This window comes from Halococcus sp. PRR34, assembly GCF_028617175.1.
Classification (GTDB): domain Archaea; phylum Halobacteriota; class Halobacteria; order Halobacteriales; family Halococcaceae; genus Halococcus; species Halococcus salifodinae.
Genome location: NZ_JAQJDA010000007.1, coordinates 35,133 through 57,262, shown reverse-complemented (window position 1 = coordinate 57,262; position 22,130 = coordinate 35,133). Strand labels below are relative to the sequence as shown.

The 22,130-nt window shown below is 66.0% G+C and carries 20 protein-coding genes; 4 read left to right on the top strand and 16 right to left on the bottom strand.

The window, feature by feature from the left end; genetic code table 11:
• Positions 1 to 182: 182 nt before the first annotated feature.
• Positions 183 to 1,079 (bottom strand): phosphogluconate dehydrogenase (NAD(+)-dependent, decarboxylating), encoded by an 897-nt coding sequence (gene gnd, locus PHA81_RS10525; protein WP_273836827.1) that lies wholly within the window; start codon positions 1,077 to 1,079, stop codon positions 183 to 185.
• Between the two features lie 535 nt (positions 1,080 to 1,614).
• On the opposite strand from gnd, the gene PHA81_RS10520 reads away from it, so the two are divergent.
• Complete coding sequence (locus PHA81_RS10520) at positions 1,615 to 4,251, top strand: valine--tRNA ligase (RefSeq protein ID WP_273836731.1); 2,637 nt, start codon at positions 1,615 to 1,617, stop codon at positions 4,249 to 4,251.
• Positions 4,252 to 4,378: 127 nt separating this feature from the next.
• Here PHA81_RS10520 and PHA81_RS10515 read toward each other — a convergent pair whose 3' ends face one another.
• Positions 4,379 to 4,834, bottom strand: a complete 456-nt coding sequence (locus tag PHA81_RS10515; protein ID WP_005039019.1) for a 30S ribosomal protein S19e — start codon at positions 4,832 to 4,834, stop codon at positions 4,379 to 4,381.
• Between the two features lie 324 nt (positions 4,835 to 5,158).
• Positions 5,159 to 6,175: a lysylphosphatidylglycerol synthase transmembrane domain-containing protein gene (locus PHA81_RS10510; protein ID WP_005039020.1), complete on the bottom strand. Its 1,017-nt coding sequence runs from the start codon at positions 6,173 to 6,175 to the stop codon at positions 5,159 to 5,161.
• A gap of 128 nt (positions 6,176 to 6,303) precedes the next feature.
• On the opposite strand from PHA81_RS10510, the gene thiL reads away from it, so the two are divergent.
• A complete protein-coding gene (gene thiL / locus PHA81_RS10505) occupies positions 6,304 to 7,173 on the top strand; it encodes a thiamine-phosphate kinase (RefSeq protein ID WP_005039023.1) in 870 nt (289 codons plus the stop codon).
• 670 nt (positions 7,174 to 7,843) lie between these two features.
• Here thiL and rocF read toward each other — a convergent pair.
• Both rocF and PHA81_RS10495 read right to left on the bottom strand, forming a co-directional pair.
• The gene (gene rocF / locus PHA81_RS10500; protein WP_005039025.1) at positions 7,844 to 8,755 is read right to left on the bottom strand and encodes an arginase; all 912 of its coding nucleotides are present in this window, start codon (positions 8,753 to 8,755) and stop codon (positions 7,844 to 7,846) included.
• Between the two features lie 91 nt (positions 8,756 to 8,846).
• Positions 8,847 to 9,764, bottom strand: coding sequence for an NAD-dependent epimerase/dehydratase family protein (locus PHA81_RS10495; RefSeq protein ID WP_005039028.1), 918 nt, complete (start codon positions 9,762 to 9,764; stop codon positions 8,847 to 8,849).
• Between the two features lie 126 nt (positions 9,765 to 9,890).
• On the opposite strand from PHA81_RS10495, the gene PHA81_RS10490 reads away from it, so the two are divergent.
• Positions 9,891 to 10,415, top strand: coding sequence for an Rrf2 family transcriptional regulator (locus PHA81_RS10490; RefSeq protein ID WP_005039030.1), 525 nt, complete (start codon positions 9,891 to 9,893; stop codon positions 10,413 to 10,415).
• A 23-nt stretch (positions 10,416 to 10,438) separates the two neighbouring features.
• Here PHA81_RS10490 and PHA81_RS10485 read toward each other — a convergent pair whose 3' ends face one another.
• From PHA81_RS10485 to PHA81_RS10460, 6 genes are all read right to left on the bottom strand, one after another.
• Complete coding sequence (locus PHA81_RS10485; RefSeq protein WP_005039032.1) at positions 10,439 to 11,038, bottom strand: ArsR family transcriptional regulator; 600 nt, start codon at positions 11,036 to 11,038, stop codon at positions 10,439 to 10,441.
• 78 nt (positions 11,039 to 11,116) lie between these two features.
• Entirely contained in the window at positions 11,117 to 12,319 is a 1,203-nt protein-coding gene (locus PHA81_RS10480; protein WP_005039034.1) for an SPFH domain-containing protein, read from the bottom strand.
• Positions 12,320 to 12,397: 78 nt separating this feature from the next.
• On the bottom strand, positions 12,398 to 12,994 hold the full coding sequence (locus tag PHA81_RS10475; protein ID WP_005039035.1) for an NfeD family protein: 597 nt from the start codon (positions 12,992 to 12,994) through the stop codon (positions 12,398 to 12,400).
• A gap of 45 nt (positions 12,995 to 13,039) precedes the next feature.
• Entirely contained in the window at positions 13,040 to 13,258 is a 219-nt protein-coding gene (locus PHA81_RS10470; protein ID WP_005039037.1) for a hypothetical protein, read from the bottom strand.
• Between the two features lie 153 nt (positions 13,259 to 13,411).
• Positions 13,412 to 13,612: a hypothetical protein gene (locus PHA81_RS10465; RefSeq protein ID WP_005039039.1), complete on the bottom strand. Its 201-nt coding sequence runs from the start codon at positions 13,610 to 13,612 to the stop codon at positions 13,412 to 13,414.
• A 108-nt stretch (positions 13,613 to 13,720) separates the two neighbouring features.
• The gene (locus tag PHA81_RS10460; protein ID WP_005039040.1) at positions 13,721 to 14,512 is read right to left on the bottom strand and encodes a DNA polymerase sliding clamp; all 792 of its coding nucleotides are present in this window, start codon (positions 14,510 to 14,512) and stop codon (positions 13,721 to 13,723) included.
• A 112-nt stretch (positions 14,513 to 14,624) separates the two neighbouring features.
• Here PHA81_RS10460 and PHA81_RS10455 point away from each other — a divergent pair, with 112 nt between their 5' ends.
• A complete protein-coding gene (locus PHA81_RS10455) occupies positions 14,625 to 15,188 on the top strand; it encodes a hypothetical protein (protein WP_005039043.1) in 564 nt (187 codons plus the stop codon).
• 33 nt (positions 15,189 to 15,221) lie between these two features.
• Here PHA81_RS10455 and metG read toward each other — a convergent pair whose 3' ends face one another.
• The 5 genes from metG to PHA81_RS10430 form a co-directional block, all read right to left on the bottom strand.
• Positions 15,222 to 17,264 (bottom strand): methionine--tRNA ligase, encoded by a 2,043-nt coding sequence (gene metG, locus PHA81_RS10450; protein WP_005039045.1) that lies wholly within the window; start codon positions 17,262 to 17,264, stop codon positions 15,222 to 15,224.
• Between the two features lie 307 nt (positions 17,265 to 17,571).
• The gene (locus PHA81_RS10445) at positions 17,572 to 18,135 is read right to left on the bottom strand and encodes a VTT domain-containing protein (RefSeq protein ID WP_241430232.1); all 564 of its coding nucleotides are present in this window, start codon (positions 18,133 to 18,135) and stop codon (positions 17,572 to 17,574) included.
• A 64-nt stretch (positions 18,136 to 18,199) separates the two neighbouring features.
• Positions 18,200 to 19,267 (bottom strand): tyrosine decarboxylase MfnA, encoded by a 1,068-nt coding sequence (gene mfnA / locus PHA81_RS10440; protein ID WP_005039049.1) that lies wholly within the window; start codon positions 19,265 to 19,267, stop codon positions 18,200 to 18,202.
• Between the two features lie 92 nt (positions 19,268 to 19,359).
• Positions 19,360 to 21,645, bottom strand: coding sequence for a pyruvate, water dikinase (gene ppsA, locus PHA81_RS10435; protein ID WP_005039051.1), 2,286 nt, complete (start codon positions 21,643 to 21,645; stop codon positions 19,360 to 19,362).
• Positions 21,646 to 21,783: 138 nt separating this feature from the next.
• The gene (locus tag PHA81_RS10430) at positions 21,784 to 22,104 is read right to left on the bottom strand and encodes a DUF3784 domain-containing protein (protein ID WP_005039052.1); all 321 of its coding nucleotides are present in this window, start codon (positions 22,102 to 22,104) and stop codon (positions 21,784 to 21,786) included.
• Between the last annotated feature and the right edge of the window lie 26 nt (positions 22,105 to 22,130).

Here is a 22,130-nt window from a genome sequence, read left to right as displayed (position 1 = left end):
CGAGACGCCGAAGGCGTCTCGAACCACGCTCACTCGCACCGCTCGTTCGCTCGTGGTTCGATCACTAACATCTCCGCAGCCGCACAGCACCGCCGAAGCCCTCGCTCACTTCGTTCGCTCGCCCTTCATCCACCAGGCACCGCCACCACGCCGCACTGCCACTGTACCGCAACTGCCACCGCCTACCGCCTGGCAATCTCGTGACGACCGAACCCGTATCGGAGCCGGTTGGCGAGTCGCCGCGCGAACCGACCCTCGTCGGCCCGCGAGCCGAACCGCTCGGCGAGCGCGGTGTAGATCAGCGGCACCGGGATCTCCTGGGCGAGCGCCTCCTCGACGGTCCACGTTCCCGTCGAGCCGCCCGCAACGTGGTCGGCGACGTCACCCAGATCGCCGCCCTCCTCGTGGAACGCCTCCTCTGCGAGTTCGAGCAGCCACGACCGGATGACTGCGCCGTTGTTCCAGGTGCGAGCGACGGCTTCGAGATCGAGGTCGTACCGCCCGTCGTGGAGGAGTTCGAACCCCTCGCCGTAGGCCTCCATCAGCGCGTACTCCACGCCGTTGTGAACCATCTTGACGTAGTGGCCCGAACCTGCGGGCCCCATCCTCGCGTGACCGTCGGGACCCGTCGCCACGGCATCGAAGACCGGGGTGAGTTCCTCGTAGGCCCACTCGGGACCGCCGATCATCAGCGAAAACCCGAGCTCCGCGCCGGCAGGGCCCCCAGAAGTCCCACAGTCGAGATACGCCGCCGGCGTCGCGTCGGCTCGTCGCACCGATTCCTCGAAGTGTGAGTTACCGCCGTCGATCACCACGTCGTCGCCGTCGAGGTGAGCTTCGAGGTCGTCGAGCGCAGCGTCGATAGCGTCGCCCGCGGGCACCATCAGCCAGATCCGTTTTTCGTTTCCGAGCCGGTCAGCGAGGTCTCCAATGGAGTCGGCCGGTTCGGCTCCCACCGCCGCGGCGGTCGCGACGGCCTCTTCGTCCACGTCGAAGGCGACCACGTCGTGGCCCGCGTCGAGCACGCGCTCGGTCACGATCCGCCCCATCCGCCCGAGTCCGACGACGCCCAGTTGCATACCCGCCCCTCCGCGGGCGCGCAGGTAGGGGTTGTGGTTCGCCCGGGTCAGGGCGGGTTTCGGTCGCCGCTGGATCGACGCTCGTCGTTCCCGGGCGGCCCCGCCGACGACGTCCCGTCGGCGACCGCCCGCTCCAGCGCGCGCCGATCGCGCGAATCGAGATCGCCCGTCCCGCTCGACGAACTCGCCGTCCTGCATTCGCTGGAGGCCGTGCCAGAGGCCGAGAAACAGCGCTGTGGGCGCGACGCAGACGAACGCACCGACCAGCACGCGAAACAGGAGATTCAGGGACAATGGTAGAACTTGTCGTACTAATCACTAACTCCCATCATCCTCTCGATACGAACGCCGGCAGTCGTCGAGGACTCGGTCAAGCCCATCGAGGCGGTATCGCCCAACACGAACGTTTATCAGACGGACTCGCGTGGGTGGAGCCATGAGCGTGATGTCGTCGGTAGTACGTCGCTGAACCACCGACTTGCACGTTCTCGGCACAATTGTTCGCCCAGTCGCGGGTATCCAGAAAGGACGATTCATGACAGAGCTAGCTGAAACCTACGATCCCGACGCGCTCGAAGCCAAGTGGCGCGAGGAGTGGCACGCATCCGACCTGTATCACGACGACGACCACGATGATAGCGCAACCGAGTACGTGATCGACACGCCGCCGCCCTATCCGACGGGCGACCTCCACATCGGGCACGCGCTCGGCTGGAGCTACATGGACTTCGCCGCGCGCTACCACCGAATGCAGGGGAAAAACGTCTCCTTCCCGCAGGGTTGGGACTGTCACGGCCTCCCGACGGAGGTCAAAGTCGAGGAGAACCACGACATCCGGCGGACGGACGTGCCGCGCGAGGAGTTCCGGGAGCTGTGCGTCGAGCACACCGAACGGAAGATCGACGGGATGAAGGAGACGATGCAGTGGCTCGGCTTCTCTCAGGACTGGTCTCAGGAGTACCGCACGATGGACTCCGACTACTGGGGGAAAACCCAGCGCTCGTTCGTCGAGATGGCGGAGAAAGGGTACGTTCACCGCGACGAGCATCCCGTGAACTGGTGTCCACGGTGTGAGACCGCGATCGCCGACGCCGAAGTCGAGAACGTCGACACCGAGGGCACGCTCTCGACGGTCCGCTTTTCGGGGATCGACAACGACGCGATCGAGATCGCCACCACCCGTCCCGAACTGCTCGCAGCCTGCGTCGGGATGGCGGTCGATCCCGACGACGAGCGCTACGCCGACCGGATCGGCGACACCTTCGAGGTGCCGCTGTTCGGTCAGGAAGTCGAACTCGTCGCGAGCGAGGAAGTCGACGGCGACTTCGGCACCGGCGCGGTGATGATCTGCACCTTCGGCGACAAACAGGACGTCGACTGGTGGGCGGAGTACGATCTCGACCTCCGGCCCGTGGTGACCGAGGACGGCCGACTCGCCGAAAGCGTGCCGGAGTTCGGCGGGCTCGCGATCGACGACGCGAACGAGGAGATCAGCACCGCGCTCCAGCGCGAGGGGTATCTCCGCGACGAGGAACCCATCGAGCAGTCGGTCGGGGCGTGCTGGCGGTGTGACACGCCGATCGAGATCCTCTCGAAAGAGCAGTGGTTCGTCCGGGTCGATCGCGAGGAGATCCTCGACAACGCTCGGGAGGTCGACTGGATTCCCGAGCACATGTACGATCGCCTCGAAGAGTGGACCGAGGGGATGGAGTGGGACTGGGTGATCTCCCGCCAGCGCGTGTTCGCCACCCCGATCCCGGCGTGGTCGTGCGACGACTGCGGTCACTGGCATGTCGCCGAGCTGGACGATCTCCCCGCCAAACCCACCGAGGACGATCCCGACGCCGACTGCCCGGAGTGCGGTGCGGACGCGTGGACTGGCGAGACCGACGTGATGGACACGTGGATGGACTCGTCGATCTCGGCGCTCCACGTCGCGGGCTGGCCCGACGCCGACTTCAGCCCCGTGCAGCTCCGCGAGCAGGGCCACGACATCATCCGAACGTGGGCGTTTTACACGCTCCTCCGGACGGCGGCGCTCGAAGACCAGCGACCGTGGGACGAGGCGCTCATCAACGGAATGGTCTTGGGTACTGACGGCAACAAGATGAGCAAATCGAAGGACAACTCGGTCGCACCGATCGATGTCGTCGAGGATCATTCGGCCGACGCGTTCCGCCAGGCACTCGCCCTCGGCGGCCAGCCGGGAAGCGACATCCAGTTCCAGCCCAAAGAAGTCACGAGCGCGTCGCGTTTCCTCACGAAGCTCTGGAACATCACGCGCTTCGCGAGCCAGCATCTCGATACCGAGAGCCACGGATCGGTGGCCGACGAAGGAGCGTTCGACGAGGCTGCCACCGACGCCGACCGCTGGATCCTCTCGCGGTGCGCGCGGGTCGCTGACGACGTCGCGGCCGACATGAACGAGTACCGGTTTGACCGGGCGCTCCGGAAGGTCCGGGAGTTCGTCTGGCACGACCTCGCCGACGACTACGTCGAACTCATCAAGGGGCGACTCTACGAGGGCAACGACACCGAACGCGACGCCGCACGCCACGCGCTTTCGACGACACTCTCGGCGTCGCTCCGGATGCTCGCCCCGTTCTCGCCGTTCCTCGCCGAAGAGGCGTACCATCACCTGCCCGATACGTCGGGCAGCGTCCACGCCGCTACGTGGCCCGCGCTCGATATCGCCGACGACGCCGCGGAGGCGCGCGGCGAACGGATCGCCGCAGTCGCGAGCGCGGTCCGGGCGTGGAAATCCGACGAAGGCATGGCGCTCAACGCCGACCTCGCTCGGATCGAGGTCTACGCCGACGGAATCGCCGAACTCGATACTGGCGACCTGAGCGCGACGGTGAACGCCCCAGTGACGGTCGAGACGGGCGAACCCGACGTGGAGATGGTCGCGGTGGGTGTCGATCCCGACCACAGCACGATCGGCCCCGAGTTCCGCGATCGGGCTGGCGCGGTCGTGGGCGCGCTCGAAGCCACCGATCCCACCGCTGTCGAGCGACAGAAGAACGAGAACGGCACGATCGAACTCGACGTTGAGGGTGAGACGGTCACGCTCGACGGCGACGCGGTCGCGGTCGAGCGCGAGCAGCGCGTCGCGGGCGAAGAAGTCGCGGTTCTCGACGCCGAGGGCGCGACGGTGCTCGTCTTCCCGTAGCACCGCTTCTATCGAGGTGTCACAGAACGATTCTCTCGCGGGATCACTGCACCGAGCTGCGGCTACGGATCGGATATCGGAGGAACAGAGCCGGTGACACGATCCGGGCTACTGGCCGCGACCGTTCTCAGGCGTAGCGTTCGAGTTCAGGCCGGTCGAGGTCGGAGAGCACGTCGCCCGCCGTGTCGTCGAGGAGGCTCTGACCGTCGGCGGTGACGCGGCGGCCCTCGCCCTCGGCGGTCTCGACGAGGTCTTCGGTTTCGAGCTGCTGGAGCACAGTTCGAATGATCTTCCCGCTGCCCTCGGTCTTTTTCGCCGGAGCGACACCGTAGCGGTTCGAGCCGTCCTTTGTGCCGCCGTAGGCGGTCGTGAGCCGGTCGACGCCGATCTCGCCGTCGATAGCGACCCGTCGGAGGAGGCTGGCAGCGCGGGTTCGCCAGAAGTCTTCCTGTTCGGGCGGGAGCTCGCGACCCGCGCCGGTCTTCGCGTAGGTCGCCCAGTCGGGGCGTTCGATGCTCTCGGGGAGGCGTTCGACGAGCGCCTCGATGAGCGCATCCGCCGGAACGTCGTAGAGAGTTGCCATACGTACGAAACGCTCGCGGGTGGGGTTAAACGCGTCGGTAGCGTTCTGAGGGGAGTCGTCGATCGAACACGTCTCCCTCCCACCGTCGTGGACAGTAGAATCAGTCGCCATCTCGGCGAACCTCACAACGGTGGTCGATTCGGCTACGGGAAACCTCGACACGAATGAGAACCGCAGACCACACACCTCCCCAGCCGACTGCGCTCCTCGCTCACTTCGTTCGCTGTGGTGCTCATCCCTCGCACGGGAGAGCGCTTCCACACTGCAGCGCTCTCCGCGCGCCACCGCCTCCCAATGGACGCCTCAGGACCGAGAAGTGCTCCGTCAGCGGTCGGCGAGCACCGCAGCGGTACCTCCACCGATGACGGTCGGGAGGAGGTAGGTCGCGCCGCGGTGGATGAGGACGGCGGCCGTCACGGTCGCCAGCGGGAGGCCGGTGGTTGCGAGAACGAGCGCACCGAGGACTGCTTCGACCCCGCCGAGCCCGCCGGGGAGTGGTGTGATGCTCGCCATCGCGCCCGTCGGAATGGCGACCAGCACGACGGCGGGCGAGACGGTGTGGCCGAGCGCGAACAGCGAGAGCCAAAGCGAGGTCGCGAGCCCGACCCAGCCCGCCGTCGAGAAGACGAGGGCGAACACCAGTCCACGGGGGTTGGTAGCGACGCGCTCGACGGCCGTGAAGAAGCCCTCGATCCGCCCTTCGAGCGCGGCCCGGCTCGGTGCCGATCGGCGCGGCACGAGCTCGCCGAGGCGCTGGAGGAGCGGCGCGAGCGAGTCGACCGCGATCCGTTCGAGCCGGTAGCGGTTGCGCCACCCGAGCACCACCGCGATCGGCACCACGATCGCGAACGCCACCACCGCGATCGTCGCGTATTCGAGGTTCTCACCGAACGTGATCGAGGTCGTGAAGTAGCCCAGTCCGACGAGGGCGAGCCCGATCGAGGGAACGAAGTTGAGCGCGTCGACGCTCGCGATCGCCGCGAGCCCAGTCTCGTACTCACTGTCGGAAGCCCGCGAGATGAGCAGCGCGCTCACCGGCTCGCCGCCGGCCTGGCCAAAGGGCGTGACGTTGTTCGCAAACGTCGCCCCCGCGAACACGAGGACGGCCGCCGGCACCGTGATCGGTGCGCCGAGCACCCGCAGAACGGTGTGCAACGACATCCCCCACGCGCCGAGCCAGCAGATCGCGATGGCCACGATCCCGAGCAGGACCGGCAGGCTGGCCCCCGCGAGCGCGTCGATCGTCTTGTCGATCCCGACGCCCCAGACGAGGACGGCGAGAACGCAGAGCGCACCCGCAAATCCGATGAGCGTGGCTCTGAGATCGTCGCCGCGGATCATGTCGGTGTCGAAGGAGCGACCCCGGGATGAACCCTCCGGAACGCGTTCGTGATCGTCGATCGAAAGGACGGATCACTCGTCTCCACTGGGATCGAACGGGTTTTCCTCACCGCCATCGAACGCCGATCATGGACGAGCGGGCGGCTCTCGACAGCCTCGCCGGGCACGTTCCTGCCGCGGGCGACGACTGTGCGGTCGTCGACGGCTCGGTGCTCACGACCGACATGCTTCACGAGTCGACCGACTTCCCCGACGGCACGACGCGGTACACCGCGGGCTGGCGCGCGGTCGGGGCGTCGCTCTCGGACGTGGCCGCGATGGGAGCTTCAGCGCAGGCGGCAGTCGCGGTCTACGCCGCTCCCGAACTCGACGAGGCTGATCTGACGGCGTTCGTCGACGGCGCGAGCGACGTCTGTGAGGCGTGCGGGGCGGAGTACGTCGGCGGCGATCTCGACAGCCACGACGAGTTCACCGTCGCGACGACCGCGCTCGGCCGGACCGACGATCCGGTACTGCGGTCGGGTGCGGAGCCGGGCGAGGCGGTCTGTGTGACCGGCCACCTCGGCCGGAGCGGTGCGGCGCTCCGACTGTTCGCGGCGGGTGAGAACGACCGCGCGAACGAACTGTTTCGGTTCACGCCGCGCGTCGCGGCCGGCGAGGCGATCGCGCCGCACGCGGGCGCGATGATGGATAGCAGCGACGGGCTTGCCCGCTCGCTTCACCAACTGGCCGCGGCGAGCGACTGCGGGTTCGCGGTCGAGATGCCGTTGCCCGTCGCCGATGCGGTCGGCGAGGTCGCCGCCGATCCGGCCGAAAAACGCGAACTGAGCGTTTTCTTCGGCGAGGATTTCGAACTCGTGTTCACCGTCCCTGAGAGCGCGCTCGATACCGTCCGCGAGGCCGCACCAGTCGCCATCACCCGGATCGGAACGGTCGTCGAGAGCGGTGTGACGCTTGACGACGAGCCGCTCGACGATCGGGGTTACACCCACGGATAGCGCGCCGCGCGGTCGCTGCGGTGGTGGCGGTGCGGCGGTGGTGGCGGTGCGGCGGCGGGTGCGGTGCTGCTGCGGTGCGGGCCTGGCGTCTCGACGAGTACCGGAGCACGCTTTGCGCGTGGTTCGAGGGAGCGAAGCTCCCTCGTCATCACGAAAGGCACGAAGCGCCTTTCGAACGACTCCGAACTCCCGTTCACCTTCGGTTCACGAGAACGCAGCGAGTCGAGGCTCAGGAGAGCTTGCTCTCCTGGCGTCTCGTGTGAGTGAAACGAGCACGAGGCTTGTCGGAGATTTCTCTGACAGCGGATGAAGGGCGAGCGACGGGCGGTGCGAACGAAGTGAGCACCGCCGAACGCACGAACGGGGAGGAACGGCCCGTAAGCGAACGGAGTGAGCGCGCGGCGAGGGCTTCGGCGGTGCTGTGCGGAGGCGGGGCGGTAGTGGTGAGTGCCAGCAGTCGTACCGCGAACGAACGAAGCGAGTGAGCGGGGATTTTCAGTCCACCGGAAGACTCGCTTCGCTCGCCTTCGGAGCTTTGTCTCGTGGTTCGAGAGAGCGAAGCTCTCCCGTCACTGAGCGGGAGCAAAGCTCCCGCGAGGTCCGAAAGAACAGCGTTCTTTCGGGATGCCGAGACGGCTTCGCCGTCTCGTAGCAAAGTAAAAAAGTGGTTTTAGAGCACGCGCTTGCCGAGCGCGCTCGCGGCGAGTTCGACACCGAGCTCAGCGGTCTCGTTGTGTGAATCGAGGATCGGGTTCGCCTCGACGACTTCGAGCGAGCGGAGGATTCCTTCATACTCGTCACGGTCGGCGAGGGTTTCGAGCGCGGAGTGGGCCTCGCGGTAGGTGACGCCGCCGCGGACGGGCGTGCCGACGCCCGGCGCGTGAGAGGGGTCGAGCCAGTCGAGATCGAGGCTGACGTGGATGCCGTCGACGCCATCGGTGGCGATATCGAGCGCTTCCTCGGTGACGTCGACGACCCCGCGCTGGTCGATGTCGGACATGGTGTAGGCCGTAATCGCGCTGTCACGGATGCGCTCGCGCTCGGGTTCGTCGACGCTTCGGAGGCCGACGAGGACGACGTTCTCCTCGCGGAGACCGGATGCGTTCGCCCACGGCGTGTCGGCGAACGTGCCCATCCCGAGCGCGGCCGCGAGCGGCATCCCGTGGACGTTGCCCGAGGGCGTGGTTTCGGGCGTGTTGACGTCGCTGTGGGCGTCGAACCAGATCGCGCCGATCTCGGCGTCGCGCGACGCGCCGGCGAGCGTGCCGATCGCGATCGAGTGATCGCCCCCCAGGACGAGCGGGAGCGCGCCGCCGTCGATCGAGGACGCGACCTCGTCGGCGAGCCGCGTACAGACCGACTCGACCTCGTCGAGATACTTCGCGTTGGCCTCGATCGACCTCGCCTCGGGATCGCGCTCCTCGGCGTGCGGGACCGTGAGATCGCCGGCATCGACACACGAGCGACCGATGCTGTCGAGCGTCGACGCGAGCCCGGCGTACCGGATGGCCGAGGGGCCCATGTCGACGCCCCGCCGGTCGGCTCCGAGATCCATCGGGACGCCGATCGTACTGATCGTCATGTGAACACCTCGACCGCGGCGGTATAAAAATCGGCTGTGATGGCCGCGGTGAGTGGGGCTAGGGTGCTGAGGCTGCGGTCTGGGGCTGTGACTACTGGTACTGCGCGCAGACTCGCCGAATGCCCTCTCCGAAGTCGATCTGGGGCTCCCAGCCGGTTGCCGCCGTCATCTTCGTGGCGTCGGCCATCGTGTCGTGGACGAACATGTCCTCGTCGATGGGGTTTGCGACGTGCTCGGGCTCGATCTCCGTGCCGAGCTCGTCGTTCAACATCTCGACGACCGTGTTCGCGGAGTAGCTCTCGCTCGTCCCGAGGTTGTAGATCCCCGTCAACCGGTTGTCGGCGGCGTGTTCGAGCCCCCGGACGATGTCCGAGACGTGGGTGAAATCCCGCGTGTGCGAGCCGTCGCCGTAGATGACCGGCGGGCGACCGTTCGCGAGGTCGTCGGCGAACTGCGCGATGATGTTGGCGAACTCACCTTTGTGGCCCTCCGAGCCGCCGTAGCCCTGGTACACGGAGAAAAACCGCATCCCGGCCGCCGTCATCTCGTAGCGGTTGGCGAAGTACTCGGCGTAGCGCTCGCGGGCGAGTTTCGAGGCCTCGTAGCCCGATCCGGCCTCGATCGGCATGTCCTCCGGCGAGGGCTCGGTTCGATCGCCGTAGATCGAGGACGTCGAGGCGTAGACCACGGTGTCACAGCCGTCGCGGCGGACCTGTTCGACCGTGTTCACGAACCCCTCGACGTTGACTCGTGCGCCGCGCTGGGGGTTCTCCTCGTGCATCTTCTGAGAAGAGAGCGCCGCGAGGTGGAAGAGCACGTCCACGTCGCTCGGGAGATCCTCGTCGACCACGCTCGCCTCGACGTACTCCACACCCTCATCGAGGTTGTCGGGTGTGCCGAGGTAGCCGTCGTCGAGCGCGATCACGTCGTTCGTTTCGGCGAGGTGGTTCGCGAGATTCGACCCGATGAACCCCGCGCCACCGGTGACGAGCACGCGCTGTCCTTGCATGGCTCGACGGGGCGGGCCGATCGTCAAATCTCTATCGGAACGGTGTCGTCCACGGCGCTTCCGGAACCGCCGGACCGGAAGCGGACACCCACCGGGTTTAAGTACGCGTGTCACGAATACGGATATATGTCATCTATCGAACTGACTGACAGTCAGAAGAAGATTCTCCAGGAGCTGGTCGATCTCTACCGCGAGAGCGAGAGCGCAGTCAAAGGCGAGTCGATCGCGGAGATGGTCGACCGGAACCCCGGCACGATCCGCAACCAGATGCAGAGCCTCAAAGCGCTCCAGCTCGTCGAGGGCGTCCCGGGGCCGAAAGGCGGGTACAAGCCGACGGCGAACGCCTACAGCGCGCTCGACATCCAGGAGATGGACGAGCCCGAAACCGTTCCGCTGGCCCACAACGGCGAGCCCGTCGACAACGCCAACGTCCAGGAGATCGATCTCATCAGCGTTCACCACCCCGAGAAATGTCGTGCGGAGATCCACCTCCAGGGATCGGTCCGGGAGTTCCACGACGGTGACTCGGTCACGGTCGGCCCGACACCGAAATCACACCTCGTGATCGAGGGCGTGATCGACGGCACGGTCGACACCGACAACGTCCTCGTACTCAACACGAACGGGATGCGAGCCCCGGCGGAAAACTGAGCGAGACGGCGGTTCTTCACTTCTCAGCGGTCGAGCCGGATGAGCTGGTCGGCCTCGCCCGCAAACCGGACCGTGGCGGCGTCGAAGGAATCAGCGTATCGCACGAGCAGCGTCAGGAGGAGCTCCGGCCGGACGAGAGCGTAGCCGTCGGCGCGCGAGAGCAGTCCCGCGCGTTCGAGGTCGGCGGCGTGTTTGCTCACCGTGGGCCGCGAGACCCCGAGTTCGCTCGCGAGACCGCTCGCGGTCGCGTCGGGATCGGCCAGCAGCGCGCGCACCATCCCGCGTGGCGTCTCACGACGGAGATACCCGAGCGCGACCTGTTCGAACTCGTCGAACTCGTTCGCGGGGAAATACCGTCGGTAGTCGCCGTCGCGTCGGCTCTCGATCGTCGTCTCCTCGCGGAGCCGGCGGAGGTGGTGTTGGGTCTCGCCGGTACCGAGATCGAGGTCGTCACGGAGCTTCGAGAAGTGTGCGCCGGGCGTCGCGGCGAGGTAGCCCGCAATACCGCTCCGGGCGTCGTTGTCGTTGTCGCTTGCGAGGTGTGTAAACGGGCCGACCGCTCCGAGCGCGGCGAAGCGCCGGAGCGTGGACCGCTTCTGTTCGTCGACCTCGCGCTCGGCCATTGTGACTCCTTGGGGGTACCTCCCTAAAAACCCCTTCGACCGTGCGTGCTACCGTCTCGACCGCCAAAACGACTCTGATCAGTTGGGTTCCGACTCGACCTCGCTCTCCTCGGTGCTGCCCGTTTCGGTCCCTTCAGGGCGTTCGGTGCCACCGGTGTCGCTCGTCGTACCGCTGGGTTCGTCCATCTCCGCGATGACCTGATCGGGGTCCTGGATGTCGCCGGTCGCCTCCCCGGTTTTGATCGCTTCGGCCTCTTGTTCCATCGCCTCGATGTCGAGTTCGGCGTCCTCGTCGATGTTGCCGATGATCTCGTCGATGTCGTCGAGCCCGATCAGCTCGCGGGTCTCCTCGTCGAAGTCGAGGCTGTCGAGGTCCTGGCCGTCCTCGCGGACGTCGCTGCCGGTGAGATGCTTGCCGTACCGACCGAGCATCGAGGAGAGCTCCTGGGGCAGGACGAACGTCGTCGATTCGCCCTGACCGATCGATTCGAGGGTCTCCATCCCCTTGTCGATCACCGCACGCTCGCCCATCGACTCGGCGGATTTCGCGCGCAGTACTGTGGAGACCGCATCACCCTGGGCTTCGAGGATCTGGCTCTGCTTTTCACCCTGCGCACGGATGATGTTCGACTGCTTTTCACCCTCCGCACTCTCGACCGCACTCCGGCGTTCACCCTGGGCTTCGAGGATCATCGCACGGCGACGTCGCTCGGCGGAGGTCTGCTGCTCCATCGCCTGCTGGACGTCCGCCGAGGGGTTCACTTCGCGGACTTCGACCGACTCGACTCGGACGCCCCACTCGTCGGTCGGCTCGTCGAGTTCCTTCCGGATGCGGCCGTTGATCTCCGAGCGCTTGCTCAGCGTGTCGTCCAAGTCCATGTCACCCAGGACCGCTCGCAGCGTGGTCTGGGCGAGATTCGAGACCGCGCGCTTGTAGTCGTCGACTTCGAGGAACGCCTTCTTCGCGTCCATCACCTTGATGTAGACGACCGCGTCCGCCGTCACGGGCGAGTTGTCGCGCGTGATGGCTTCCTGGCGCGGGACGTCGAGGGTCTGGGTCCGCATGTCGAACGGGTAGGTGTTGTTGACGAACGGCGGGACGAAGTTGATCCCGGGTTCGAGCAATTTCCGGTAGTCGCCGAGCACCGTGAGCGCACGTTTCTCGTAGGCGTTGACGATCTCCACCGCGCTGTAGACGGTGATGATCGCGACCGCCAGCACTAACAGTACCACGATCGCCGGGGCGAGCGTGAGCCCGGCCTGGAGCGGAACGAGTGTCATCCAGCTTGAGTTAGGAAGACGGGGACATAAGGGTTCGGTCGGGGAAAAACGATAGCCGGGACCGGCGGTGACGCCGATTCACGCGGTTTCGTGCTCGCGCTCGTCGTCGGGTTCCTCCTCGCGGCCCTGGGCGAGTTCGCGTTCGATGTCGCCCTCGATCGCCGAGAGCGACTCGACGGTGACGACGTTGCCGCCGCCGGGGTCGGTGACCATCACGGGTTCGCCTTCGGGGATCTCGCCGTCGAGAGCGCGCGCGGCATAGTAAGGATTGAATCCGCCACCGTCGAGTTTGACCTGGCCACCCGAGTGGGTCACGCGCTCGGTGACCCGGCCCGACTTCCCGCGGAGCGAGTCCGAGTCCGTGGTTTGGGCCATGTTCTTCCCGCCGTAGAAATCGAACTTTCGATAGGCGTACAGGGTCCCCGCACCGCTGGCAACCACGACCGCGGCGAGGATGGCTGCCAGTATCACGCCGCCGAGACCGAGAGCACCGAGCGCCACCCCGACCATGCCGGCGACCAGCAGCGCAACCCCCAGTACCACGAAGTGCGCACCAGGGGCGAGCGCCTCCAAGCCCATCAATCCGAGCCCGGCGACCACGAGCACCAGCGGAAGCTGGTTGAGGAGGAGGTCCGCCTGGAGCGGGATCGCACCAGCCGCGAACGCCAGTACCATAGTCGTGTGTTAGAGCGACGCGTGATTAACTGTTGGGTCCGACGTTCAGATCCCGAGGATCACGACCAGCGCGACCGCGACCCCGAGGCAGACGAACAGCGTGTTCTCGAGACTCGGGGAGCCGGGTTCGATGTCGGTCGTGCCCGCCTCGCCGAAAACGTCGGTCGCTTGGTCGGCCGACTCAATCCCGGTTCCGTCGCCGCCATCCGTCGCGTCGTCACCGTCCTCGAAGTCCTCGACCGCGTATTTCCAGTCGTCGGCCATACGCCGGAGACGGGTTCCAGCCTGAAGTGCGTGCCGCCAGACACACAGGAAACGAAACAGGCCCGATGGAGAGCGTATCGTATTCACTCGGACACGCGCGGCTCGACAGTTGTTCGACTCGGCACCCGACTCGTGGTGTACGGCTGCCTCTGGCTAGTTATCGGACTCGTCGTCTTCGTCCGAATCGCCCTCGTCGTCCTTTCGCTCGACAGCAACATCGGCTTCGATCTCCACATCGATGTTCAGATCCTCCGTTTCGAGCGTTGCTTCGGCCTCTTCTGGATGGTCCAACTCGATTTCAAGTTCGTCGCCGTTTACTTCGACTTCGAGATCGACATCGACATCCTCGGCCATACTCGGAGAATGACACAATAGCATCAAAAAGCCACCGATTGTAGATGGAGTCCCCATCCTGTAGCCCTGTGTGTGGTGATTCCTACGACAGCTTCTCTACAGCAGGGATCAGTACTCAACGGCTCGGCGAGGGCTCACGACGTACTCGACGGCTCCGGCACCGTCGGCGAACTCGTACCCGATCTCGATTGGGGTTTCGGTGCCGAGTTGGAGGCCGATGTCGGGAGCGTCGGCGATCGCTCGATTGATCGCGTTCAGGTAGTCGAGCGAGAACAACGAATGTGCGTCACCCGGCGTGAAGTCGACGAGATCGTCCGCCGTGAGCGCGAGCGAGACGTCATCGGTGTCGCCCTCGGCCTCGACGTAGAAAGTCTTCGCGTCCGCATCGATCCCGAACGCGATCTGATTCGCGACCATGTCCGCTGCTCGCAGGGCCTGGTCGATGACGTCGGCGTCGACGACGGCCTCGCCGGTGAGGTCGACCGCCGTCTCCGAGAGATCAGGTGGTGATCGGATCGCCTCGGGATCGATGAGCGCCAGCGTGTATTCGAGTTCGTCGATGACGATTTCGAGCGTGCGCGTTTCGGGATCGAGAGCGAGCGCCACTCGTTGCCCGCGATCGGCCATCCCGACGACCGCCGCGAGCCGATCGACATCGACGCCGATTCGCCCGCCACCAGCCTCGTACGCTTCGAACGCATCGTCGGAGAGTTCGAGGTCAACCATCGCGACGCTCGCCGGATCGACCGCCGGTATCCGGACACCATCGTCGTCGAGATGGAGGCAACATTCGTCGACGAGCGCGCCCACGAGACCGACAACCGTCTGTGCCGTTTCGGCGCTCACGACCGCCTCGAACGGCCGGGGTGACGATTCCTCCGCATCACTCACTCGCGCCATACTGCTCGTCACCACGCCAACCGAATAAGACTTTTTGACAGCGAATCGGATGATAACCCGAAACAGGTTATATTTATATACCTCTGTCGGATAGCGTAACTTGATTCAGAGTATGTCGGGCAGAGAACGCGGTGTCCTGAGTCAGGCGGATCGGGCGTATCTCCGTGGCGAGACGGAGTTCGCGAGTGCGCAGTCGGAGCGGAACGCGCGATCACGCATCCGTGACCGGATCCACGACGCCGTCCTCGACTTCGAGGTACTGATCGAGCACCTCCCGGACCACGACCGCGAGATCGTGTTCGAAAAGCGGTTCGACCGGATGGAGGGGACCGAGGCGTTCGACGCCCTGGTGTCCGCAGTGGCGTTCCTCTATCAAGCGATCGACGATACCGAGGTCGCGTTCGAGACAGTACTGAAGGAGGCGATCAACCTCGCGGAGGCGAAAGACGACCGGGCCGCGACCGTCGACCTCGATCTGACCTTTCAGACTCTTTCGGCCGAGCAGCTCCAGCACAAACTGGAGCAGGGAGAATCGCTATCGCTCACCGAGATCGCGTATCTCCATCAAAGCGACGAGGTTGGACCGGACGAACTCGCGGCGTACTTCGCCACCGCCGAGGCAGCGACCGAAGAGATCGACGACGGCCGTATCCAGTCGAAGGTGACGAACTTCTGAATCGGAAGTGGACGAGCGTGGTCTATGGACGGATCAGCGGATCTTCGTTCCGGGGACGCTATCGTCGTGCGTCGTGAGCAGATCCGCGTCCTCGCCCGCCGCGAGCACCATTCCATTACTTTCGACGCCGAACAGCTCGTTCTTCTCGATGTTCGCGAGCACGACCACCCGGGTGCCTGCTAAACTACTGAGATCGTGGAGCTGCTTGATCCCCGCGACGACCTGTCGGGTTTCGACACCGAGATCGACCTCCAGCCGGGCGAGGTCGTCCGCCCCCTCGATCCCTTCGGCGAGTTCGATCTCGCCGACCCGGATGTCGAGATCCTGGAACGCCTCGAACCCGATCCGTTCGTCGGCGAGCGCCGCGATCTCGGCGTCGATCTCATCAGGTGCGTCGTCCGCGTCGTCCTCGCTGGCGGCCGCGATCTCGGCTTCGAGTGCCTCGTTCAGCTCCGCGACGCGGTCGTCCTCGATCTTCTCGAACAGCTCTTCGGGCGCGTCGAAGTTCGCGGATGGCGCGTCGAGCGCCGCGTCGAGGGTGGCGTCGTGGACCGAGCCGGACTCGTCGAGCTGGTCCCAGAGCCGTTCGGCGGTGCTCGGGAGCGCCGGTTCGGCGAGCACCGCGATCGCCTTCGCGATCTGGACGCAGTCCCGGATGACCGCGCCGCGTTCGGGGTCGTCGAGGTTCCACGGCTCGTGGCCCTGGATGTACTCGTTGCCGAACTGAGCGAGTTTGACGGGGGCCTGACCGACCGCGCGAATGGAGTAGTCGTCGACGCCCGCCGCGAAGTCGTCGATCGCATCCTCGATGCGCTCTGCGACTTCATCCGAAACCTCGCCGTCGGGCGTCCCCTCGTAGTTGCGGTAGGCGAACAGGAGGGAGCGATAGCAGAAGTTGCCGAGCGTGCCCACCAGCTCGCCGTTGACTCGCTCGGCAAAGCGTTCCCACGAAAAGTCGACGTCCTGCTGGAACCCCGTCCCGGTGGTGACGTAGTACCGGTAGAGGTCGGTGTCGAACCCCTCGTCGAGATACTCGTCCGCCCAGACGGCCCGGTTCCGACTGGTCGAGAATCCCTTGCCATCGAGGTTGACGAACCCGCTTGCCAGCACCGAACGCGGCTCGTTGTACCCCACTCCGTGGAGCACGGCGGGCCAGAAGACGGTGTGGTGCTGGATGATGTCCCGGCCGATGACGTGGACGATTTCGCCATCTTCCTGCCAGACTTCCTCCCAGTCGTATTCGTCCGCACCGACACGCTCGCTGTACTGCTTCGTGGAGGCGACGTACTCGATCGGGGCGTCGACCCAGACGTAGAGCACGAGGTCCTCCTCGCCGGGGTACTCGATCCCCCAGTCGAGATCGCGGGTGATACACCAGTCCTGAAGTTCGCCCTCGATCCACTCGCGGGGCTGGTTGCGCGCGTTCGCGGTCCCGTCGAGGCGGTCGATGAACTCGCCAAGGTACTCTTGGAACTCCGAGAGTCGGAGGAACTCGTGCTCGCGGGTGCGGTACTCCGCGGGGTTCCCAGTAATAACGCTCGTAGGCTCTTCGATCTCACCCGGTTCGAGGTGGCGACCGCAGCCTTCGTCGCACTCGTCGCCGCGGGCGTGCTCGCCGCAGTACGGACACGTCCCCTCGACGTACCGATCGGGCAGGGGTTGATTCTCTTCGGGGTCCCACGCGACTTCGATTTCCTTCTCGTAGATATACCCATCCTCGTCGAGTTCGCTGACGAACCCCTGGGTGAGTTCGACGTTCGTGTCTTCGGCCGTGTGGCCGTAGTTGTCGAACTCGACGTCGAACTTCGGGAACGTCGCTTCGTACTTCTCGTGGTGGCGCAGTGCGAACTCCTCCGGCGAGACGCCCTCGCGCCACGCGTTGACCGCGACGGGCGTGCCGTGCATGTCCGATCCCGAGACGAACGCGGTCTCCTGGCCGAGTTTTTCGAGCGCGCGGGCGTAGGCGTCGCCGCCGACGTAGGTACGGAGGTGGCCGACGTGGAGATCGCCGTTGGCGTACGGCAGTCCACACGTGACCACCGCCGGGTTCTCGGTGGGGAACGACTCGTGGCTCATGGGTAGCGATACCTCGATGCGGGCCTAAAGCCCGCGGTTTTGTTGACGTGCATTGTCGGTGACTGGTGTTGGGTGTGACTGGAAGGCGAACGATCGGAGAACGCGCCGCGGTTTCTGCGCCCGCCCGTCGTCACCGCGTCAGCGGTCCGGCGAGCCGGCGGGTCCACCACGCGCTACGCATAGCGCGCAGTCGCATCACGTGGTGGACCGTCGGGAACACGCCTTCGTGTCCGAGCGCGGGACTCATAACGGTGTTCCTCACGACGAGCAGCCGACACCGACGATCTCGGATCGACGGAACTCCAGTTCACAGGGCGAAGAACGGCGAGAGCACGCCCACGGTGATGAGCAGGCGACCGATGCTCCCGGTGAAGGTGGCGGCGGCGAACTTCACGTAGTCCTCCTCCAAGACAGTGAACGCGTAGATCGAGATCGTGTCGGGAAAGAACGGGACCGAGAGCGCGAGCGCGAGCCCGATGTAGCCGTACTTCCGCGCGAGCTCGACCGTCCGGCGCTCGGACCACTCCACGACGTCGAAGCGCGATTCGCGGAGCCGGTCGATAACGGGGCCGGACTGTCGTCTCGCCTCGTGACCGAGGTGGAACGCAACCACGCTGCCGGCGGCCTTGCCGAGTCCGCTCACCAGCATGATGACTGCGAGGGCAACGTTCTCGGGCAGTCCGAATCCGAGACCGGTCGCAGCGGGAACGAGGACGATTTCGCTCGGCAACGGCAGCACGACCGCGATCAGAAACGAGTACGCCGCGATGAGCAACAGTCCGATGGGGCCCGTCGCGGTCTCGACCGCTTCCTCTAGCCCGCCGAACTGCAGCGGCACGATCGTCCCGGCCGCAGAATCCGTGAGAAGCAGCCACTCCGCGGCCAGGGGGAATGACACGAGCGGGAATCCACACTCGCGCGTCCTAAGTGTGGTGTTATTCGACGCGATCGAGATCGGTCACGAACCGCTCGAGCGTCCCGCGAGTGACGTGGGGCATACAGACCACCCGGAGGTCGCCCGTCGCCGTGCGCGCGATCCGCCAGCCGCCCTCACGGAGCGCGTCGAACTCGCTCTCGGGGAGGGTGGCGGCGATCAGGGGGAGTTCCGGCTCGACGACTTCGTAGCCCCGTTCGTCGAGCGCGGCGGCGAGCCAGTCGGCGTTCGCCTGGCAGCGCTCGGCCTGCTCGCGGTAGCCGTCGGGCCAGAGTTCGTCCATCGCGGCGGCCGCGCTCGCGACGCCAGCCCCGCTCCGGGTCCCGGTGAGGCTGGCCTGGGAGGCCGATTCGAGGTACGGCGTGTCGATCGCGAGGACATCGAGTAGATCGGGAGAGCGCGCGAGCAGTCCGCCGGCAGGCACGGCCGCACGGCCGAGCTTGTGGGGGTCGATCGTCAGCGTGTCGACAGCGGCATGGTCGAAGTGCCAGTCGTGATCCGTGAACGGGAGCTGGAACCCACCCCATGCGGCATCGACGTGACACAGCGCGTCCGTCTCGTCCGCGAGATCGGCGATAGCAGGAATGGGATCGACGCGCCCGTATTCGGTCGAGCCGGCGACGCCGACCACCGCGACCGTATCGCTGTCGACGAGTTCGCCCATCACCTCGGGGTCGGCCCGGTAGTCGTCAGCGAGCGGTGCGGTCCGGAGTTCGAGACCGAGCACGGCGGCGGCCTTCTGAAAACTGAAATGGACGCTCGCGGGCGCGACGACGTTCGCCCGACCGTCGGCCGCCCCGCTCGTCGCGCGATCACGCGCGATCCGCATCGCCTGGAGGTTCGCCTCGGTGCCACCGCTGGTGATGTATCCTGCCGCATCCGGATGACCGGCGATCTCGTCGAGGGTCGCTACGGCCTCGCGTTCGAGGTCGGCGACGGTCTCGTAGGTGGCGGGGTCGCCGGGGTTCGTCGCGAGGAACTCCTCGGCGGCCGCGCGGGCCGCGGGATGGGGTTCCGTACACATCGAGGAGAGGACACGGGAGAACTCCTGCGGGGTGGCCCGCTGCATAGCCATGGCTGGAGCGTGGCAGGTTTAGCCGTTGTGTCTTCGATACCTCACCAAGCGACCGAAAACCGCCCGGGACCGATCGAACCGCCAGCTCAGCGAACGGTGTCGAGAATGAGTTTCTGTTCGACCCGCTTGACCTCGTGCTGGACGTCACGGACGGCGTCGATGTTCGCCGAAATCGAGGAGACACCCTCGTTGACGAGGAAATCGACCATTTCGGGTTTCGAGCCGGCCTGGCCACAGATACTCGTCTCGACGTCGTTCTCACGACACGTTTCGATCGTCTCGGCGATGAGTTCGAGCACCGCGGGGTGGAGCTCGTCGAACCGGTCGGCGACCTGGCCGTTGTTCCGGTCGACCGCGAGGGTGTACTGGGTGAGGTCGTTGGTGCCGAAGGAGGCGAAGTCGATCCCGGCCTCCGCCATCTCCTCGACACACAGCGCGCTCGCGGGCGTCTCGATCATGACGCCCCATGACCGCTTGTCGATATCGATGTTCGCTTCTTCAAGCAGATCGCGCGCCGCCCGGACGTCCTCGACGTCGTTCACGAGCGGGAACATGATCTCGACGTTGTCGTAGCCCATCTCGTACAGCCGGCGGAACGCTTCGAGCTCGTGGACGAACACGTCGGGTGTGTCGAGGCTCCGGCGGATGCCCCGATACCCCAACATGGGGTTGTGCTCGTCGGGCTCGTCGCCGCCGCCCTGGAGCTGGCGGAACTCGTCGGTCGGTGCGTCGAGCGTGCGCACCCGCACCGGCCGGGGGTAGAACTCGTCGGCCGACCGCCGGACGCCCTCGACGATCTCGTCGATATAGGCGTCCTCGCCGTGGTCCGCGATGTACTTCTCGGGGGTCTTGTTCGTCGAGAGGATCATGTGCTCCAGGCGGAGCAGTCCGACCCCGTCCGCGCCGGTCGCGGCCGCGCGTTCGGCGGCTTCGGGGATCGAGACGTTGACCTTCACCTCGGTCGCGGTCATCGGTTTGACCGGGGACTGCGGGCGGACTTCCTCGACGGCGTCGCGCTCGCCGTTCGCGGTCCGGCCCTCGCGGATCGAGCCCTTGTCCCCGTCAATGGTGACGAGTTGGCCGTCTTCGAGGGTTCCAGTCGCGCTCTGTGAACCCACGACCGCGGGCACACCGAGCTCGCGCGAGACGATGGCGGCGTGGGAGGTCATCCCACCCTCGTCGGTCACGATCCCGCCCGCGCGCTTCATCGCAGGCACCATGTCGGGCGTGGTCATCTCGGTCACGATGATGTCGCCCTCCTCGACCTTGTCGAGCTGGTCGAGCGTCCCGACGATCCGGACCGAGCCGCTCGCCACGCCGGGGCTCGCACCGAGCCCCGTGAGCAGCACCTCCTCGGCCGTCGTGTCGTCACCGCCACCGTCGGCGACGCCTGCCTCGGCCCCGCCGGCTTCCGCCCCTGACTCGTCGGCCTCGGTGATCGTCGTGATCGGCCGCGACTGGAGCATGAACACCTCGCCGTCGAAAACTGCCCACTCGACGTCCTGGGGCTCGCCGTAGTGGTCCTCGACGCGCTCGCCCAGTTCGACTAGCCTGTGGATCTCGCTCTCGTCGAGCACCTGGGCGGTGCGTTTGTCATCGGGGACCTCGCGCGAGACGGTCTCGCCGGTCTCGCTTTTCTCGTACATCGTGTTCTTTTCGGCGACCGTCACCGAGTCGATCTCGCCGCTCGCCCGGTCGAAGACGTAGTTGTCGGGCGAGACCTCGCCCGCGACGACCGCCTCGCCGAGCCCCCACGCGGCCTCGATGATGAGATCGTCCTCGCCGGTCGAGGGATGGGAGGTGAACATCACACCCGACTTCTCGGCGTCGACCATCCGCTGGACGACCACCGCGATGTCCACCTTGTCGTGCTCGAACCCCTGTTGCTCGCGGTAGTAGATCGCGCGCTGGGTGAACAGCGACGCCCAGCACTCCCGCACCCGCTCGACGAGGTCCTCCTCGGTGACGTTCAGGAACGTCTCCTGCTGGCCCGCGAAGGAGGCGTCCGGGAGGTCCTCGGCGGTGGCCGACGAGCGCACCGCGACGAACGCCTCGCCGTCGTCGAGGTTGCCGTAGGTTTCGACGATCTCCTCGCGGAGATCGTCGGGCATCTCGGTGTCGAGGATGAGCTCCTCGGCGCGGGCCTGGGCCTCCGCGAGCGCGGCCGAGTCGTCGGGATCGACATCGACCGCCTCGAAGAGCGCCTCGTCGATCCCGGTCTCCTCGATGAACGAGCGGTAGGTGCCTGCGGTGACGACGAACGCGGGCGGCACGGGCAGTCCGGCACCGGCGAGTTCGCCGAGCGACGCCCCCTTGCCGCCGACGTCGCCGATGTCGTCCTTTCCGACCTCGTCCAGCCAGAGTACTGCCATGTGGATCAACACTCACGAACGTGAATAAAGAACCTTCCGAACCAGCCGAGCGACAGCACCGAGACGACGTCGTTCCTACACTTCTCCCGTCGCCCGGTGTAGTGAGGTGATGGGGACCGCTGTCGTGTCCTGCCGGGATCAGACCGTCGTGTGCTTCCGGATCCGATAGACGAGTCGGACAGCGGCGACGAGAACGGCGAGCGCGAAGAGCGTTTCGAGCAGCGAGGAGGTGGCTCCGACGGCGGTGACGATCCCGAAAACAACGATAGCGAGACTGATCCGGATGATGGTTCCACCCGCGAGATCGGCGAGCGCCGCCTCGTCGGTGACGGCGGTCGGATCGTAACCGGCGAGGAGAAACGTCCAGCCGCGGAACTTGATGAGATAGCCGATCACCAGCACACCCAGACCAACGAGGACGGTTAGAGCACTCGATACGGGCAGTGCGAGGAGTTCCATAAACGAAATCGGTTCGAATATAGTAT

What these genes read in the sequence shown, in the direction of transcription:
- gnd (WP_273836827.1), bottom strand. Translation starts at nt 1,079, where the DNA reads ATGCAACTGGGCGTCGTCGGACTCGGGCGGATGGGGCGGATCGTGACC.
- PHA81_RS10520 (WP_273836731.1), top strand. Translation starts at nt 1,615, where the DNA reads ATGACAGAGCTAGCTGAAACCTACGATCCCGACGCGCTCGAAGCCAAG.
- PHA81_RS10515 (WP_005039019.1), bottom strand. Translation starts at nt 4,834, where the DNA reads ATGGCAACTCTCTACGACGTTCCGGCGGATGCGCTCATCGAGGCGCTC.
- PHA81_RS10510 (WP_005039020.1), bottom strand. Translation starts at nt 6,175, where the DNA reads ATGATCCGCGGCGACGATCTCAGAGCCACGCTCATCGGATTTGCGGGT.
- thiL (WP_005039023.1), top strand. Translation starts at nt 6,304, where the DNA reads ATGGACGAGCGGGCGGCTCTCGACAGCCTCGCCGGGCACGTTCCTGCC.
- rocF (WP_005039025.1), bottom strand. Translation starts at nt 8,755, where the DNA reads ATGACGATCAGTACGATCGGCGTCCCGATGGATCTCGGAGCCGACCGG.
- PHA81_RS10495 (WP_005039028.1), bottom strand. Translation starts at nt 9,764, where the DNA reads ATGCAAGGACAGCGCGTGCTCGTCACCGGTGGCGCGGGGTTCATCGGG.
- PHA81_RS10490 (WP_005039030.1), top strand. Translation starts at nt 9,891, where the DNA reads ATGTCATCTATCGAACTGACTGACAGTCAGAAGAAGATTCTCCAGGAG.
- PHA81_RS10485 (WP_005039032.1), bottom strand. Translation starts at nt 11,038, where the DNA reads ATGGCCGAGCGCGAGGTCGACGAACAGAAGCGGTCCACGCTCCGGCGC.
- PHA81_RS10480 (WP_005039034.1), bottom strand. Translation starts at nt 12,319, where the DNA reads ATGACACTCGTTCCGCTCCAGGCCGGGCTCACGCTCGCCCCGGCGATC.
- PHA81_RS10475 (WP_005039035.1), bottom strand. Translation starts at nt 12,994, where the DNA reads ATGGTACTGGCGTTCGCGGCTGGTGCGATCCCGCTCCAGGCGGACCTC.
- PHA81_RS10470 (WP_005039037.1), bottom strand. Translation starts at nt 13,258, where the DNA reads ATGGCCGACGACTGGAAATACGCGGTCGAGGACTTCGAGGACGGTGAC.
- PHA81_RS10465 (WP_005039039.1), bottom strand. Translation starts at nt 13,612, where the DNA reads ATGGCCGAGGATGTCGATGTCGATCTCGAAGTCGAAGTAAACGGCGAC.
- PHA81_RS10460 (WP_005039040.1), bottom strand. Translation starts at nt 14,512, where the DNA reads ATGGCGCGAGTGAGTGATGCGGAGGAATCGTCACCCCGGCCGTTCGAG.
- PHA81_RS10455 (WP_005039043.1), top strand. Translation starts at nt 14,625, where the DNA reads ATGTCGGGCAGAGAACGCGGTGTCCTGAGTCAGGCGGATCGGGCGTAT.
- metG (WP_005039045.1), bottom strand. Translation starts at nt 17,264, where the DNA reads ATGAGCCACGAGTCGTTCCCCACCGAGAACCCGGCGGTGGTCACGTGT.
- mfnA (WP_005039049.1), bottom strand. Translation starts at nt 19,267, where the DNA reads ATGCAGCGGGCCACCCCGCAGGAGTTCTCCCGTGTCCTCTCCTCGATG.
- ppsA (WP_005039051.1), bottom strand. Translation starts at nt 21,645, where the DNA reads ATGGCAGTACTCTGGCTGGACGAGGTCGGAAAGGACGACATCGGCGAC.
- PHA81_RS10430 (WP_005039052.1), bottom strand. Translation starts at nt 22,104, where the DNA reads ATGGAACTCCTCGCACTGCCCGTATCGAGTGCTCTAACCGTCCTCGTT.